Here is a 15,047-nt window from a genome sequence, read left to right as displayed (position 1 = left end):
AAACAGAAAGATCAACTGGTAGTAATCCGTACTGAACATATTATACATTATTTTCAGTATAGTTGAGCTTATTATTGACTAGAGTCATGCTCTCTGCTGATTGTTGCCCAGGGGGAGCGGGCTGGAACGGTGCGCACCAGAGTGACGTTGTTGGACGAAGGGGTTGGTGCTGGGACTCCATAGACGGCAGGGGGTCAGGGAAAAGCAGCTCTGAGCCATGGCCGATAATAGGACTGTCCTCTTGCTATCCCGCTTTCTATGCCCAGCTCCATCATTTCCCCGGAAAACCTGCTGGATCTCTGTGAACAGGGTGTGTACAAGGCGTTGGCCGCTGGAGCCGACCAGGCAGAAGTGTTTGCCAACTCAGGCCGGGAAACGGAAGTCACGTTTGAAAAAAACGACCTCAACCTGGCCCGCAGCAGCAGCGAGACCCTGTTCGGCATTCGGGTTTTCTGTGGCGGCAGGCTGGGCTTTGCCACCTCCAACCGCCCGGAAGAGCTGGCCGAGACGGCGGCTGAGGCTGTAGCCATGGCCAAGGCTTCGCCGGCGGATCCCCTCAACGGGCTGCCGGAGCCCCAACCTTTGCCCCAGGTGCCCTTTGCCCTCGACCCAGGCCTGCTGGAACTGGATGCCGCCGAGCTGACCCAGTTGGGATCCCAATTGCTGGAGTGGGTGCGCTCCAAAGACCCTCGCATCACCATCGACAGCGGCTCCCTCAGCGTGGAGGAAGAGACCCTGGCCATCGCCTCTTCCACCGGCATCCGGGCCAACTACCACAGTGTCGAGGCGGGGGGATCCCTCTTTGGCATGGCCATCGACGGGGACGAGGTGGGCAGCTTTGCCTACGACGGCGACAGCGTCCAGAAGCGGGCCGATCTGGTGCCGGCGCTGGAGCGGGCTTTTGATCGCTTTGTCCAGAAATGCGTGGGCGCGCTGGGGGCTGGCGAGGGGGAGAGCTTCCGCGGCCCCATTGTCCTGCCGCCAGATGTGGTGGAGGAGTTTCTAGGGGATCTCCTCTTTGTCTTGGGGGCAGATGCGGTGCGCAAAGGCAAAAGCCCTCTGGCGCAAAAAATGGGATCCCGGATCGCCAGCCCGTTGCTCACCGTGGTTTCTGAAGGCCTGGGCCTGCCCGGCTACCCCATTGAGCCCTTTGACCGCGAAGGGATCCCGCGCCAGATTACCCCCCTGATTCATGAAGGGATCCTCTGCAACTTCATGTACAACAGCTACGAGTCCCGCGCTGCTGGCGTTCCCTCCAACGGCCATGCCACAGGGGGAGCAGGCAGCCTGCCGGGAGTAGGGCCGGCTTGCCTGAGGGTGGCCCCAGGGACAACCCCCCTGTCCGAGCTCTACGCGATGGATCGAGGAGTTATCGTCACCCGCCTCTCCGGCAGCAGCAACCCCATTACCGGTGACTTTTCTGGGGTGGTGAAAGGGGGCTTCTTGGTCAAAGGCGGCGAGAAACGCCCCATCCTGGAGACCACCATTGCCGGCAATCTCTACGATTGTTTGCGCAATATCTCCGCCATTTCCCAGGAAGTAACGGTTTTCAACGGCACGGCTGCCTTTCCCGCCCTGCGCATTGAAGATGTATCCATCACTGCGGGCTAAGTAAAGCTAGGGGTGTCGAGATCCCGGCAACAGCGATTAACCTCATTCCCAAAAGCTGCGGAGTTGTTCCCATGGGCCAGGAGATCACCTGCCTCCGTTTTGGTACTGCAGACTTTGCTCAGTTTGCAGCTCGGCTCCAGCAAGAGACGAAGTTGCTCGAGCGCTGGTTGGCCGGTGCGCCGGGGCTGGATCCCGCCTGCCGGCCCTTTGCCCAGGGATCCCCGGTGGGCGGGTTTGAGCTGGAGGCGTGGCTGGTCACCCCTCAGGGGGATCCGGCCCCGATCAACTCAGCCTACCTGGAAGCGGTGAATGATCCGCTGGTGGTGCCGGAACTGGCCCAGTTTAACGTGGAGATCAACAGCCGGCCCCAAGTTTTGACCGGCTTGGCTCTGCGGCAGTTTCAGCAAGAGCTGGGCCAAACGTGGGATCGCTGTTGCCAAGTGGCTGAATACCTGCAGGCGGGGCTGATGATGATCGGCATTTTGCCTACGGTGCAGCAGCAGCAGCTCACTTTGGAGATGATCTCGCCTCGCAAGCGCTACCTGGCCCTCAACGAGCAGATCCTGAACCTGCACCGGCGCGAGCAACCCTCCAGGATCCCGCCCCTGGGGCTGACAATCGAAGGGCCTGCCACCCTGCTGCGGGTCACCCACCCAAACGTCATGCTGGAGGCAGCCACCACCTCTTTTCAAATCCATCTGCAGGTGGCCCCCCACCAAGCGGTCCGCTACTTCAACGCTTCCCTGCTCGTGTCGGCCCCCTTGGTAGCGCTGGCGGCCAATTCTCCCTATCTGTTCGGGCACGACCTATGGGCGGAAACCCGCATCCCTGTGTTTGAGCAGGCGTTGGATGGCCCACCCCCCCTTGCCCCCACCCACCAACCTCGCGTCACCTTTGGGCAAGGCTATGTGCAAGAGTCCCTGATGGAGCTGTTTTGGGAAAATGTGCATCGCTACCCGGTGGTGCTGCCGCAAACGTTGGCCGCCTCTCCCTGGGAGCTGGCCCATCTGCGCCTCCACAACGGCACCATCTGGCGCTGGAACCGCCCCCTCATCGGCTTGGATCCGGTTCCCCATCTGCGCATCGAACAGCGGGTGGCGGCGGCAGGCCCAACCCTACCCGATATGATCGCCAATGCGGCCTTCTACTTTGGTCTGGTGCAAGCCTTGGGATCCCAGCCCGTCCCCCCCGAGCAGGAGCTGAGCTTTGCCCAGTGCCGCGCCAATTTCTACACGGCGGCCCGCTGGGGTCTGGAGGCCCCCATCACTTGGCTCAAGGGTTGGCAGGGATCCCTGCGCCAATTGCTTTTGCAAGAGCTGCTCCCCCTGGCCGAGGGAGGGCTGGCCCAACTGAACTTGGCCCAACAGGATATCCAAGTGTATCTGGGCATTCTCCGCGCCCGCGTCGAGTCGGGGCAGAATGGGGCCACCTGGCAGCGCCGCTATGTCGCCCGGCATGGTAAAGATATGCAACAATTAACCTGTGCCTACTGGGAACGGCAGCGGCAAGGCCAACCGGTACACACCTGGGATCTCAGCTAGGGCTCTCTCCACAGCCGGTTGTACCAGCGGTGGGCCACCGCGGCGGCAGGACGGATCCCTGGCCCGCATCTCGAGTGGGCAAACTCTCTCTCAGATGGCCTTGTTGCGACCCGAGCTACCGCAGCGAAACGGTTCATTCGCGACCAAGGACTTCGTTGGACTTCTGCTCCCTCCTACCCCAGGGAGAGAGGCCGGAAGCCAGAAGTTTGAGTCGAGCCTCTTAGCCCAAACAGTATGCTCACCGTTCTCGATCATCTACCGGATCAACTGCTGGATCTAGAGGCCCATCAGCTTTACGACCGATTGGGTGGGCCGACCCTCATCCATCTGCCGGGGCGACGGGATCCCGCCCTGTTTGTGTCCGTCCTGCTGCACGGCAACGAAACCACCGGCTGGCAGGCGGTGCGACAGCTTCTCCGCCACTACGCCCAGCGGGAATTGCCCCGTTCTCTTTCCCTTTTCATTGGCAACGTGCAGGCTGCCCGCCACCGGCAACGGCGGCTAGATGGCCAACCGGACTACAACCGCATTTGGGGCCCCGGCTCCACCCCCGAGCACGCCATGGCCCAGGCCGTCCTTCAGCAAATGCAGCAGCGGGGCGTTTTTGCCAGCGTCGATATCCACAACAACACGGGCACCAACCCCCACTACGCTTGTGTCAATCACCTGGATGCCCCTACCCTGCACCTGGCCACCCTGTTTGGGCGCACCGTTCTCTATTTCACCAGGCCAGAAGGGGTACAGAGCATGGCCTTCGGGCGCTTCTGCCCGGCGGTGACCCTGGAATGCGGCAAGCCGGATCAGCCCTATGGCACCCAGCATGCCTACGAATTTCTGGAAGCCTGCCTGCACCTGTCGGCGATCCCGCAGCGCCCTGTCTTCCGCCAAGATATCGACCTGTTCCACAGCGTCGCCATTGTCAAAATCCCGGATCAGGTGAGCTTCAGCTTTGGGGAAGAGGATGGCAACCAAGAGGGATCCCCCTCCCACATCCGCTTCCCGCCGGATTTGGATCTCCTCAATTTTCGGGAGCTTCCCCCCCACACCCCCATTGGCTGGACGAACAACGGCTTCCACCTGGAGGTGCAAGATGAGCAGGGCCAAAATGTGGCGGATCGCTTTTTCTATGCCTGCAATGGAGAAATTCGCACCAGCGTGCCCATCATGCCGGGCATGCTCACCCTCAACAGCCGCATCATCCGCCAAGACTGCCTCTGCTACCTGATGGAGCGCTACCCCCTGGCCGGCTGAGCCGGGCTGCCAATTTCCGATCCCCAAACCAGAACGGGTAGTGCTCCGCACCGCTGCGCTAACAGTACCCGTCTACCGAGGGATGGTGAGTACGCTAACGTGGGACAGAGCGACCCCTGCAAGCCCTATCCTGAAAACTGCCAACGGCACGCTGAGCCCACGGGATCCCTATGTTGCGCCTGCTGCGGATCGAGAACTTTGCCCTGATCGAGCAATTGGAGATCCCCTTTCGAGCGGGGCTAAACGTGCTCACCGGAGAAACCGGGGCCGGCAAATCCATCATCCTCGATGCGCTGGATGCAGCTCTAGGAGGTACAGCTCGGGCTCTGCGAACTGGCAGCGAACGAGGTCTGGTGGAAGCGATCTTCAGTCCTAATCCTGAACTGCAAGCCTGGCTAGAACAAGAGCACATCGACCCCCTAGAGGAGGGCCTGGTTTGTAGTCGCGAGCTGGTGTTGCGCAACGGCAAGCTCACCAGCCGCCTGCGGGTGAATGGGGTGCTGGTGAACAAAGCCCAGATGCTCAACCTGCGGGCCAAATTGGTAGAGATCACTGCCCAGGGGCAAACCGTTCAAATCCAATCTCCGCAAACCCAGCGCCGTTGGCTGGACGATTTTGGCGGCGAAGAGTTGTTGCGAACACGGGCAGAAGTGGCTGCCCTTTACCAAACCTGGAACCATCTGAAAACAGAGGTGGAATCCCGCCAGCAAAGCCAACAACTGCGCCTGCAACGGCTAGACCTACTGGAGTTTCAAGCGCAAGAGCTGGCCGCCCTGCGCCTGGAGGATCCCGACGAAATGGCCAAGCTGGAGCGGGAACGGGAGCGCCTGGCCCACCGCGTGGAACTGCAACAGCAAAGCTACGAAGCTCACCAATTGCTCTATCAAAACGACAGCGGCTCACCGGCCATCGCCGATCTGTTGGGCCAGGTAGAACGGTTGCTCCAGACCATGACCCAGCGGGATCCCGACGTAGCCCCTCTGGCGGAAATGGTCAGCAGCGCTCTCATTCAGGTGGAGGAGGTGGGGCGAGAGCTAATTCGCTACGGCGAGACGCTGGAGGCAGATCCCGGTCGGTTGAACAAAATTGAACGGCGCTTGGCGCAACTCAGACAAGCCTGCCGCAAATACGGCCCGACCTTGGCCGAGGTGATGGCCCATGCGGAGCGGGTGCAGACGGAGTTGGCCCAACTGCGAGGAGACAACACCGACCTAGAGGAATTGCAGGTGCGGCTGGACAAAGCTGCCCAAGACCTGGAGCGCCATTGCCAAGCGCTCTCCCAACTGCGGCAACAAGCGGCCCGTCAACTGGAAAAGGCCCTCATAGAAGAGCTCAGGCCGCTGGGGATGAGCGCAGTGCAATTCCAGGTGCAGATCCAACCCGGCCCCCCGACGGCAGAGGGGGTGGATCAGGTGAGTTTTTGGATTAGCCCCAACCCGGGTGAGCCTCTTCAACCTTTGGCCAGCATTGCCTCGGGCGGCGAGATGAGCCGTTTTCTGCTGGCCTTGAAAGCCGTATTCAGCCGCATCGATCCGGTGGCCACCATGGTTTTCGACGAGATCGATACCGGCGTGTCGGGCAAAGTGGCGCAAGCCATCGCCACCAAGCTGCACAGCATTGCCCGAGATCACCAGATCCTCTGCGTCACCCACCAACCCCTGATCGCTGCCTTGGCGGATCACCACCTGCGGGTTCACAAGGTGGTGCACCAAAAACGAACTTCTGTGCGGGTGGAGCTTTTGGGAGAACGGGAACGCCGCGAAGAACTGGCCCAACTCACTGCCGGTCACTCTGCCCAAGAAGCGATGACGTTTGTGGAGGCTCTTCTCAACCAAGCAGCTCAACTGCGCAAGCAGCAAATGGCCAGTCCCGCTTGACTCTCCTTCTGGGAAAGGGGAGGGGGGTGAGGGCCTCAACCACCCAAGAACAGCTCCAGCACCTCAGGATTGCTCAGCAGGTTGGGGCCGGTATCCTCAAAGCGGTTCTCTCCGGTGGACAAAACATAGCCCCAGTTCGCCATCTTCAGGGCCTGCTTGGCATTTTGCTCCACCATGAGGATGCTGATGCCGAGACGGTTGATCTCTTGCAGGAGGGCGAAGGTCTGTTCTATGTACAGCGGTGACAGGCCGGCGGTCGGCTCATCCAGCAACAACAACTGCGGCTCCACCATCAACGCTCGCCCTATGGCCAGCATCTGCCGTTGTCCACCCGATAGGAATCCCGCCGCTTGGCGTCGTTTCTCTTTCAGGGGTGGAAACAGCTCATAAACCCGCTCCAGTTGGGCGGCAGGGTTGTCGCGTCGGATGAAGGCCCCCATCTCCAGGTTCTCTTGCACGGTGAGGGAAGGGAAGACATTGTTGGTCTGGGGCACAAAGCCGATTCCCCGTCGCACCAGTTGCTCAGCGGGCAGGTGGGTGATGTCGGATCCCTGAAACAGCACTCGGCCTGAGCGGATGGTGGCCAAGCCAAATAAGGATTTCAGCACCGTCGATTTGCCGGCTCCATTGGGGCCGATGATCACCACCATTTGCCCAGGGTTCACCTTCAGGTGGATCCCTTTGAGGATGTCCACCCCCCGGTAGCCGCTGTAGAGATCTTGGATGTCCAGCAAAGGGGTCATGAGAGGGATCCCTCCGAAGGCAGAGGGGAGGGTTGGGGTGGGTTTAGGGAGTCGGCCAGTGCCACAGATCCCAAATAGGCCTCCCGCACGGCTGGGTTTTGTTTGATCTCCTCCATGGATCCCTGGGTGAGAACCTTGCCGGCAGCCATGACCACCACATGGTCGCAGAGACGGGTCACCAGATCCAGGTCATGCTCGATGATGCAGAAGGTGCAGCCGCGCTCGCGGTTGAGATACTCGATAAAACGCATCAAATCCGCCAGCAGAGTGCGGTTGACGCCGGCCCCCGGTTCATCCAGCAGGATCACCCGCGCATCGGTCATCAAGGTACGTCCCAGTTCCAGGAGTTTTTTTTGCCCGCCGGAAAGGGTGACGGCCAGTTGATCCCGCAGATGGATCAGGTTCAGCCGTTCCAGAACCTCTTCCGCCCGAGCTTGCAGGTTGCGTTCTTGTCGTTGCACCCGCCGCCAACCGAACCAAGTGGCGAACAGGTTTTCCCCTATCTGGTTGGGGGGAACCACCATCAAGTTCTCCAAGACGGTCATGCGGCCAAACTCCCGCGGTATCTGAAAGGTGCGCACCAGCCCTCGACGGAACAGATGGTGAGGGGGCAGGCCGGTGATGTCTTCCCCATCTAGCCAGATGCGCCCGCTGCTGGGCCGAATAAACCCGGCGATGATGTTAAAGAGCGTGGTCTTCCCTGCCCCATTCGGGCCGATCAAGCCCGTAATCCGACCGGTTTCGATGCGGAAGGAACAGTGATCCACCGCGCTAATGCCGCCAAACCGCTTGGAGATGTCGTCGATAACAATCACGCCGCTGCCTTGGGAAAACCCCGCCGACCGATGAGTTCAGTATTTCTCAAAATATAATGAGCCCAATGGCCGAGTTTGCCCATTATCCTTCCTGGATTCCTACAGGGGCAACTGCCTTTGGAGGCCGCAGCCAGCCCTACAGCAGCCAAGGAACGGGCGAGATCCTGAGTCTGGCCCGCCTGTTTCCCGGAGCCATCTTTTCTTGAGGGAGTGGGGAACGCTTTGAGGTGAGCCAACGTCTGACTGCTACGGTTCAACACTTGCTTGACTTTTGGGATCTGAGTTCTACTTTCTCTTCCCTCACAGGAGGTTGTCGGCTATGTCTCGCATGAATAAACTCACCCGACGGGCCTTTGCAGCGGCGGCTGCCCTGACGGCGGCTGCTCTTGCCACCACTCTGCTGCCCAGCACGGCTCAGCAGGCAACTCAAGGGCCGGTCAAAATTGGGGCTTTAATGTCTCTCACCGGGGATCTGCAGGCCTTCGGGGAAAACTGCCTCAAGGGGATCAAGCTGGCGATTGACCAAATCAACGCCGCCGGTGGCATTTTGGGATCCCCTGCCCAAGTGGTCGAAGCGGATGACCAGACGTCGGCTCAGCCAGCTATCGACGCAGCTCAACGGTTGGTCACCGTGGAGAAGGTGGCCGGCATTATCGGCGCCTTGGGCAGTGGCATCACCATCCCGGTGGCCACGACGGTTTCTGTTCCCAATCGGATCCCGCAAGTTTCCCCGGCTTCCACCGCTCCTACCATTACCACCCTGGAGGACAACGATTTTCTGTTTCGCACGGTTCCTTCCGATGCCTATCAAGGGGTAGCCCTGGCCCAGATCACCCGTGAAGAGAAGCTGGAGCGCCTGGCCATCATCTACATCAATAACGACTATGGCCAGGGCCTTGCCGACAGCTTTAAGACGGCTTTTGAAAAGCGGGGCGGCACCATCACCAAGTCGGTTCCCTACGAGCCCGGCAAGGCTTCCTATCGCAGTGAGCTGACCCAACTGAAGGAAGGGGATCCCCAGGCGTTGGTGCTGATTGGCTACCCCGAAAACGGTGTGGTCATTTTGCGGCAAGCTTTGGAAGAGGGACTGTTTGACCGCTTTGTCTTCACCGATGGCATGCGCTCTCCCGACGTGGCAGCCCAGGTGGGAGCCGAAAAGCTAGAGGGATCCATCGGCGTTTCGCCTCAGGCCCTCACCGATAGCAAGGCTTACCAAATCTTTGCCGAAGCCTACAAAGCCGCCTACGGGGAGCTGCCCCCCACCCCCTACATCGACACCGCCTACGATGCCGCTTTTGTCCTGGCTCTGGCCATTCAGAAAGCCGGCAGCACCGACGGCACTGCTGTTCGGGATGCTTTGCGGGAAGTGGCCAATCCGCCTGGCACCGAGATCCTGCCCGGAGAGTGGGCCAAGGCGGTGGAGCTGATCGGCAAAGGGGAAGACATCTTCTACACCGGCGCCTCTGGATCCATCAACTTCGATGAGAATGGGGAGGTGGCCGGCACCTTTGCCCACTGGACTTTCCAAGGGGGGAAGGTGGTGGATCTGAAGGTGTTTGAGCCGGAGAGCTGATTTTCCCCTGCGGCTCCTGAGTGGGGGTCGGTTTCTCCTTCTGAGCATGCCTCTAACCCCCAAAACCCTGAACTTTGCTGAATTTACTGAGCTTTAGGCGGTTTGGCAAAAGTCATTGAGAGGGATATAGTAGACCAAGTTTCCCCCTGATCCTTGAGTCCACCGCAACGGTTGCCGGGAAGTGAAGGGGGAAAGCGCTCGGGGGGTATTCCTCAGGGCTTTGCGGGATACCGCCTTCCTGCTCAGAGATAGGCAGGATGCGATCGCTTCTTTCCTGAACCATGTTCAGGAGAGTTCAGCGTGAATGTATCAGCTCCATCAAGACAATCCAGACGAGCAAGACGGGCCTGCACAGAGTACCCTCTGCAGGCTTTTTTGTGGGTTTGGGCCGCGCGGCTGTACGTCCCCAGCAGGGATCCCTCCCCATCACGTAGCTTTTTTTGCTTTTTTGCGGCAACTCAGCGGAGGGCAAAGCAGGCTAAAGTGTCGGCATCCTGGCGTCTTGTGGAGAATCCTCGATGTTGTCCACCCAACTCCTCCTCCCCGGAGTGGCAGCTCTGCTCGGCTTCGGGTTTGCTCCAGCCGTCCTGGCTCAGACTTCCCACACCCAGCAGATGGCGATCCTGAACGGCAACGCCACCACCCTGCAAAGCAACGTCCTGCAAAACACCGTCCTGATCCTGCCCAACGTTCCCCCACAACAGTACGCCGACAGTTGGGGCTGGAGGAGCAGCCGCTCTTTGCCTCCCACTCCTGCTCCCATCACCGTCGTCATCCTCAACTCCCAAGTCAACCTAGCTGCCGAGGAAGTCGAGCCGAGGTCTTGCGGCCAGCGCTGTAGGGGATCCCTGCGCCTGCCTTGAGCGGGGGAGGCTGCTTTTTGCACTCCAGACTGCCCAAGTCCGCAATCCGGTTCGCGGCCACGCTCGGATCTGGGTGGATGGGGATTGATATAATCCAGGGCAATTGTCCGCTGCTGGGCGGCAGAGGGTTTTAACGCAAGCTTGGCCCGGCTCTGCAATCTTGCTTTTTGGTGTGCGAGGGATCCCCATGAATCGTTCCAGGCAACTTCGCCCTTGGCTAACTTCAGCGCTCACCCGCGGGATGGTGCTCTGCACCGCTTTTGCGTTTGCTGAAGCGTCCCGTAGCGCTCTGCTGATGGGATCCCCGGCTTGGGCGCAATCGGTTCCTCAGCCCGGCACCCTCGACCTGCGCACCGGTGGCGACACCCCCGCCCAGCCCTCCCCCACCCCACCCCCCACTGCCGGCGAGCCAGAAGTGTTGGTAGCGGAGGTAGTGGTTGAGGGCACTGAAGATCCGGAGCTGATCAACCGGGTTTACAGCGTCATCCGCACCCGCGCCGGCGAGGTTTCCACCCGATCCCAGTTGCGGGAAGACATCAATGCCGTGTTTGCCACCGGATTGTTTGCCGATGTGCGGGCAGTGCCTTCCGATACACCCTTGGGAGTGCGGGTCACCTTTGAGGTCAAGCCCAACCCCATTCTCAAAGCGGTGCGCACAGAAGGGGCGAACGTTTTGGATCCGGAAGTGCTGCGGGCCGCCTTTGCCGACCAGGAAGGGCGGGTGCTCAACTTCGGCGAGCTGCAATCGGCGGTGGCCGAGATCGAGCAGTGGTACGCCGACAAGGGCTACGTGCTGGCCAAAGTGACGGATGTGCGCTCCTCTGAAGACGGCACCATCACCCTGGAAATCGCCGAGGGGGTGATCGAGGATATTCGCGTTCAGGGCAACACCAAAACCCGTGACTTCATCATCACCCGCGAGTTGAAGTCCAAGCCGGGGGATGTGTTTAACCGCAACCAAATCCAGGAAGACCTGCAGGCGGTTTTTAATCTCAACCTGTTTCAAGATGTGAATGTGGGGCTCAACCCCGGCCAGGATCCCGACAAGGTGGTGGTGGTGGTGAACGTGGAAGAACGTCGCACCGGTACCTTGGGCGGCACCATCGGCGTTAGCTCCGCCACAGGGGTCTTCGCCGGCCTCAACGTCTCCGAACAAAACTTGGGCGGCAACAACCAGAGTGCCAGCTTCAACGTGCAGGTGGGCACCAACGAAACCCTCTTCGACTTAAACTTCACCGACCCGCGGATTGCCACGCTGGACATTCCCACCTCCTACAACGTCAACATCTCCAACCAGCAGAGCTCCAGCTTTGTCTTTAATGAGGGATTCACCCTGCCCAATGGGGATCCCGTGCGCATCAACCGTCTTGGCGGCGGGGTGACTTTCTCTCGCCCGATTGGGGGCAATTGGCGGGCCAGCTTGGGCACCCGCATCCAATTTGTAGAAGCTCGCAACAGCAACGGGGAGCAGCAGCGCTTCGATGTGCTGGGCAACCCGATTACCTTCAGCGAGAGCGGCCAAGACAGCTACACCACCTTGCGGTTTGGCCTCGTCAACGACGCCCGCGACAACCCCAACAGCCCCAGCCAGGGCTCGGTCTTTCGCATCTCCACAGAACAGTCGGTACGTCTGTTTCAAAATGGCTTGAATGCCAACCGCCTCGAGACCAGCTACAGCCAGTTCATCCCCGTCAACCTGTTTCAAACCCGCAGCGAGCGACCGCAGGTATTGGCCTTTGATGTGCGAGCAGGCACGACCATCGGCGACTTGGCTCCCTACGATGCTTTCCCCATCGGTGGGGGCAGCTCGGTGCGGGGCTTTTTCGAGGGGGGTATCGGTTCCGGTCGCAGCTTTGCTACGGCAACCGCCGAGTTGCGTTTCCCCCTTTTTGACCCGGTGGGAGCCGTGGTTTTCGCCGACTACGGCACTGATCTGGGCAGTGGAGCTGCCGTGGCCGGCAATCCCGCAGCGGTGCGCAACAAGCCGGGCAGTGGTTTGGGGCTGGGGGTCGGCATTCGCATCCAATCTCCCTTGGGGCCGCTGCGCATCGACTACGCCATCGGGCAAGGTGGCGCTGGCCAAGGCCAACTGCACTTCGGCATTGGCGAGAAGTTCTGACTTGGCCGTGGATCGGCTGCCGGCTTGCTATGGTGGGAGCAGGTGCTCGTAATGGAAGCAACCCATGAAACAGCAACTTGGCCAATCGTTCCGCGGCGGATCCCTGGCGCTCCTGCTGGGCCTCAGCTTAGCCCTGGCAGGGTGTGGGCAACTGGCGCGGCTGGGCATCGGCACAACTCCCATCGCCCAGATCGAACAAAATCCCTCCCGCTACACCAATGTGTATGTCCGCGGTCGCGTGGTGAACCAGATAGGAGTGTTCGGCCAGGGCGTGTATGAGATCCAAGACAACAGCGGTTCCCTTTGGGTCATCACCGACAAGGGGCTGCCGGCCATGAACAGCACAGTGACCGTGCGCGGTAAAGCCCAAGAGGGGATTGTGGTGGGAGGACGCAGCTTCGGGGTCTCGTTGGTGGAAGCAGAGCGCTTCTAGCCTGCCCCCAAAGCCAGCATCGAAACACGGCCTGCCAAGGTTTTGGCAATTTGCCGCAGCGCCTGGGCCGAGGCTGACTCAGGCTGGCTGATGACGATGGGCTGGCCCGCATCCCCCCCTTGGCGCAGGGCAATCTCCAACGGGATCCGCCCCAGCAGCGGGACACCAAGCTCGCGGGCCGTGGTCTCTCCCCCTTCCGAGCCGAAAATATCGTACTGGCGATCCGGCAGGTCGGGCGGGATGAAGTAGCTCATGTTTTCCACAATACCCAGGATGGGCACCCCCAACTGCCGAAACATGTTCAAGCCCTTGCGGCTGTCCAGCAGGGCCACTGATTGGGGCGTGGTGACGATCACAGCTCCTGCCAGCGGCACTGCCTGAACCAGGGTCAACTGAGCATCGCCGGTGCCGGGGGGCATATCTACAATCAAGTAGTCCAACTCTCCCCACTGCACCTGATAGAGAAATTGCCGGATCACCCCGTTCAACATCGGCCCCCGCCAGATCACCGGCTGATCCCGCCCCACCAAAAGGCCCATCGACACCATCTTGACGCCGTAATTTTCCAGGGGGAAGATATCCTCGCCGCCGTCCTCCCGTTTTTGCACAACCAGAGACCGATCCTGCAGGCCCAACATCAGCGGCACATTGGGGCCGTAAATGTCGGCATCCAGTAGCCCCACCCGGGCCCCGCTTTGGGCCAGCGCCACCGCCACATTCACCGACACCGAGGTTTTGCCCACGCCCCCCTTGCCGCTGGAAATGGCGATGATGTTGCGCACACCGGGGATGGACTGGCGATCCGGCAGGGAAGGGGAACGGGGGGTTTCCGCCGTTACCGTAACATCAATGGCTTCGATGGGGGTCAACCGGCGGATGGCAGCTTTGCACTCCTCCACAATGAATTCCCGCAAAGGGCAGGCCGGCGTGGTCAGCACCAGGGTAAAGGCCACTCGCCCAGGCTCGACGCGAATATCCCGGATCATGTTCAGTTCCACCAGGCTGCGGCGCAGCTCCGGATCTTGAACAGGGCGCAACGCCTCAAGGATGGCAGCAGCATCAAGGGTGGAGGTGGTCATGGAATCGGAAGGCTCAGCGGGTCAGTCCATATTTCACTCTAATCGGTTTTTCTCGGGTTCTTGCCGGCAGGGAAGGACAGCTCCAAAACGGGCTGCCACGCTAGTCCTGGGCAAGCAGGCTGGCCGAGGCTGATTCTGGTTGGAAGACAACGCTGTTGGCCGACGGGGGAGGGCAATTGTGCAAGCGCTGAGTGGGAGTTGGCTTGTGGTTGGGGCTAACGTTCTGGGCTCAGTTGATCCCTCTGCTGGAAAAGAGGGGATCCCGCCGCCTCTCAATCGGGGACGAGCGCCGGGCCATGCCAACTCTCTTTTCTGACTCGGCCTGGGATCCCTTCTGCCGTTACTTTTCTCGGTCACCCTACCTGCCTTGTGCGGTGAGTCCTCTGGGCCCCTGCCGCTGCCACCACCACGCTGCGCGTCCAAAAGATGCTGCCTGGGCGTTCTGTCCACAACAAGAATAAACTGTGGTCTGTTCTCGTGCCGGTATCTCAGGAAATTCAAGGAATTGGTTGTGAAGCCAGGCAAAAGTATGGAAATCCGTCCTGCCACCGCCTTAGATGTGCCCGTTTTGTTTGACCTCATCTGCGCCTTGGCCGAGTACGAGAAGCTGAGCCACCTGGTAACGGGATCCGCTGATCTGTTGCGCCACTATTTGTTTGGCCCAGAGGCTTTGGCCTCGGCGTTGTTGGCAGAAGTGGAGGGGCAAGCGGTGGGATTTGCCCTCTACTTCCGCAATTTTTCCACGTTCCTGACCCGACCAGGGATTTACCTTGAGGATCTGTTCGTGTTGCCGGAGTTTCGCGGCAGAGGCATTGGCAAAGCGCTCTTGGCGCGGGTGGCTCAGGAGGCGGTGGCCAAAGGATATGGGCGGCTGGAGTGGATGGTTTTGGATTGGAATCAGCCGGCGATAGAGTTCTATCGACGCATGGGTGCCCAGCAACATCCCGAATGGATTCTCAACCGCGTGGTGGGTGCTGATTTGGAGGCTCTGGCTCGGCTGGCCAAGGATCCCTGTCGATCTTGAGCAAGCTCCCCTCTGTTACAGACCCTAGGTCGTGTTGATCTTATGTTAGGATAGAGAGAATAATTTATAGAGGAAAGAGGATGAAGTTGGTTTTTTTAGATGAAAACAAATGGCAGAA

General features: G+C 60.1%; 13 protein-coding genes. 10 read left to right on the top strand and 3 right to left on the bottom strand.

Annotated features, from left to right (window positions below):
- Positions 1 to 258: 258 nt before the first annotated feature.
- From ACVWZU_RS13255 to recN, 4 genes are all read left to right on the top strand, one after another.
- Positions 259 to 1,611 carry a TldD/PmbA family protein gene (locus ACVWZU_RS13255; protein ID WP_457445368.1) on the top strand — a complete coding sequence of 451 codons (1,353 nt, stop codon included), beginning with the start codon at positions 259 to 261 and terminating at the stop codon, positions 1,609 to 1,611.
- Between the two features lie 71 nt (positions 1,612 to 1,682).
- A complete protein-coding gene (locus ACVWZU_RS13250) occupies positions 1,683 to 3,152 on the top strand; it encodes a glutamate-cysteine ligase family protein (protein ID WP_457445366.1) in 1,470 nt (489 codons plus the stop codon).
- Between the two features lie 234 nt (positions 3,153 to 3,386).
- Positions 3,387 to 4,403, top strand: a complete 1,017-nt coding sequence (locus ACVWZU_RS13245; RefSeq protein WP_457445364.1) for a M14 family metallopeptidase — start codon at positions 3,387 to 3,389, stop codon at positions 4,401 to 4,403.
- Positions 4,404 to 4,573: 170 nt separating this feature from the next.
- Positions 4,574 to 6,280, top strand: coding sequence for a DNA repair protein RecN (recN, locus tag ACVWZU_RS13240; RefSeq protein WP_457445362.1), 1,707 nt, complete (start codon positions 4,574 to 4,576; stop codon positions 6,278 to 6,280).
- A gap of 35 nt (positions 6,281 to 6,315) precedes the next feature.
- Here the strand turns inward: recN and ACVWZU_RS13235 are convergent, their stop codons facing one another.
- Together ACVWZU_RS13235 and ACVWZU_RS13230 are read right to left on the bottom strand one after the other, a co-directional pair.
- Entirely contained in the window at positions 6,316 to 7,023 is a 708-nt protein-coding gene (locus ACVWZU_RS13235; RefSeq protein WP_457445360.1) for an ABC transporter ATP-binding protein, read from the bottom strand.
- Positions 7,020 to 7,838 carry an ABC transporter ATP-binding protein gene (locus ACVWZU_RS13230; RefSeq protein ID WP_414329274.1) on the bottom strand — a complete coding sequence of 273 codons (819 nt, stop codon included), beginning with the start codon at positions 7,836 to 7,838 and terminating at the stop codon, positions 7,020 to 7,022. Before ACVWZU_RS13230 ends, ACVWZU_RS13235 begins: the two co-directional genes overlap by 4 nt.
- Positions 7,839 to 8,157: 319 nt before the next feature.
- Between ACVWZU_RS13230 and ACVWZU_RS13225 the strand changes: the two genes are divergently transcribed.
- The 4 genes from ACVWZU_RS13225 to ACVWZU_RS13210 all read left to right on the top strand — a co-directional run bounded on the left by ACVWZU_RS13225 (position 8,158) and on the right by ACVWZU_RS13210 (position 12,826).
- Entirely contained in the window at positions 8,158 to 9,411 is a 1,254-nt protein-coding gene (locus ACVWZU_RS13225; protein ID WP_457445358.1) for an ABC transporter substrate-binding protein, read from the top strand.
- A 518-nt stretch (positions 9,412 to 9,929) separates the two neighbouring features.
- Positions 9,930 to 10,274 (top strand): hypothetical protein, encoded by a 345-nt coding sequence (locus ACVWZU_RS13220; protein WP_011432412.1) that lies wholly within the window; start codon positions 9,930 to 9,932, stop codon positions 10,272 to 10,274.
- A 187-nt stretch (positions 10,275 to 10,461) separates the two neighbouring features.
- Entirely contained in the window at positions 10,462 to 12,393 is a 1,932-nt protein-coding gene (locus ACVWZU_RS13215) for a BamA/TamA family outer membrane protein (RefSeq protein ID WP_457445356.1), read from the top strand.
- A 64-nt stretch (positions 12,394 to 12,457) separates the two neighbouring features.
- Entirely contained in the window at positions 12,458 to 12,826 is a 369-nt protein-coding gene (locus tag ACVWZU_RS13210; RefSeq protein WP_457445354.1) for a hypothetical protein, read from the top strand.
- On the opposite strand, the gene ACVWZU_RS13205 is transcribed toward ACVWZU_RS13210, so the two are convergent.
- Complete coding sequence (locus ACVWZU_RS13205) at positions 12,823 to 13,905, bottom strand: Mrp/NBP35 family ATP-binding protein (RefSeq protein WP_457445352.1); 1,083 nt, start codon at positions 13,903 to 13,905, stop codon at positions 12,823 to 12,825. The genes ACVWZU_RS13210 and ACVWZU_RS13205 overlap by 4 nt on opposite strands.
- 296 nt (positions 13,906 to 14,201) lie before the next feature.
- On the opposite strand from ACVWZU_RS13205, the gene ACVWZU_RS13200 reads away from it, so the two are divergent.
- On the top strand, positions 14,202 to 14,366 hold the full coding sequence (locus ACVWZU_RS13200; protein ID WP_457445370.1) for a DUF6464 family protein: 165 nt from the start codon (positions 14,202 to 14,204) through the stop codon (positions 14,364 to 14,366).
- A gap of 68 nt (positions 14,367 to 14,434) precedes the next feature.
- The gene (locus ACVWZU_RS13195) at positions 14,435 to 14,929 is read left to right on the top strand and encodes a GNAT family N-acetyltransferase (protein WP_041436262.1); all 495 of its coding nucleotides are present in this window, start codon (positions 14,435 to 14,437) and stop codon (positions 14,927 to 14,929) included.
- The last annotated feature ends 118 nt before the right edge of the window (positions 14,930 to 15,047 follow it).

It is taken from the genome of Thermostichus sp. MS-CIW-26 (genome assembly GCF_054059115.1).
This window is presented reverse-complemented; position numbering and strand designations above follow the sequence as displayed.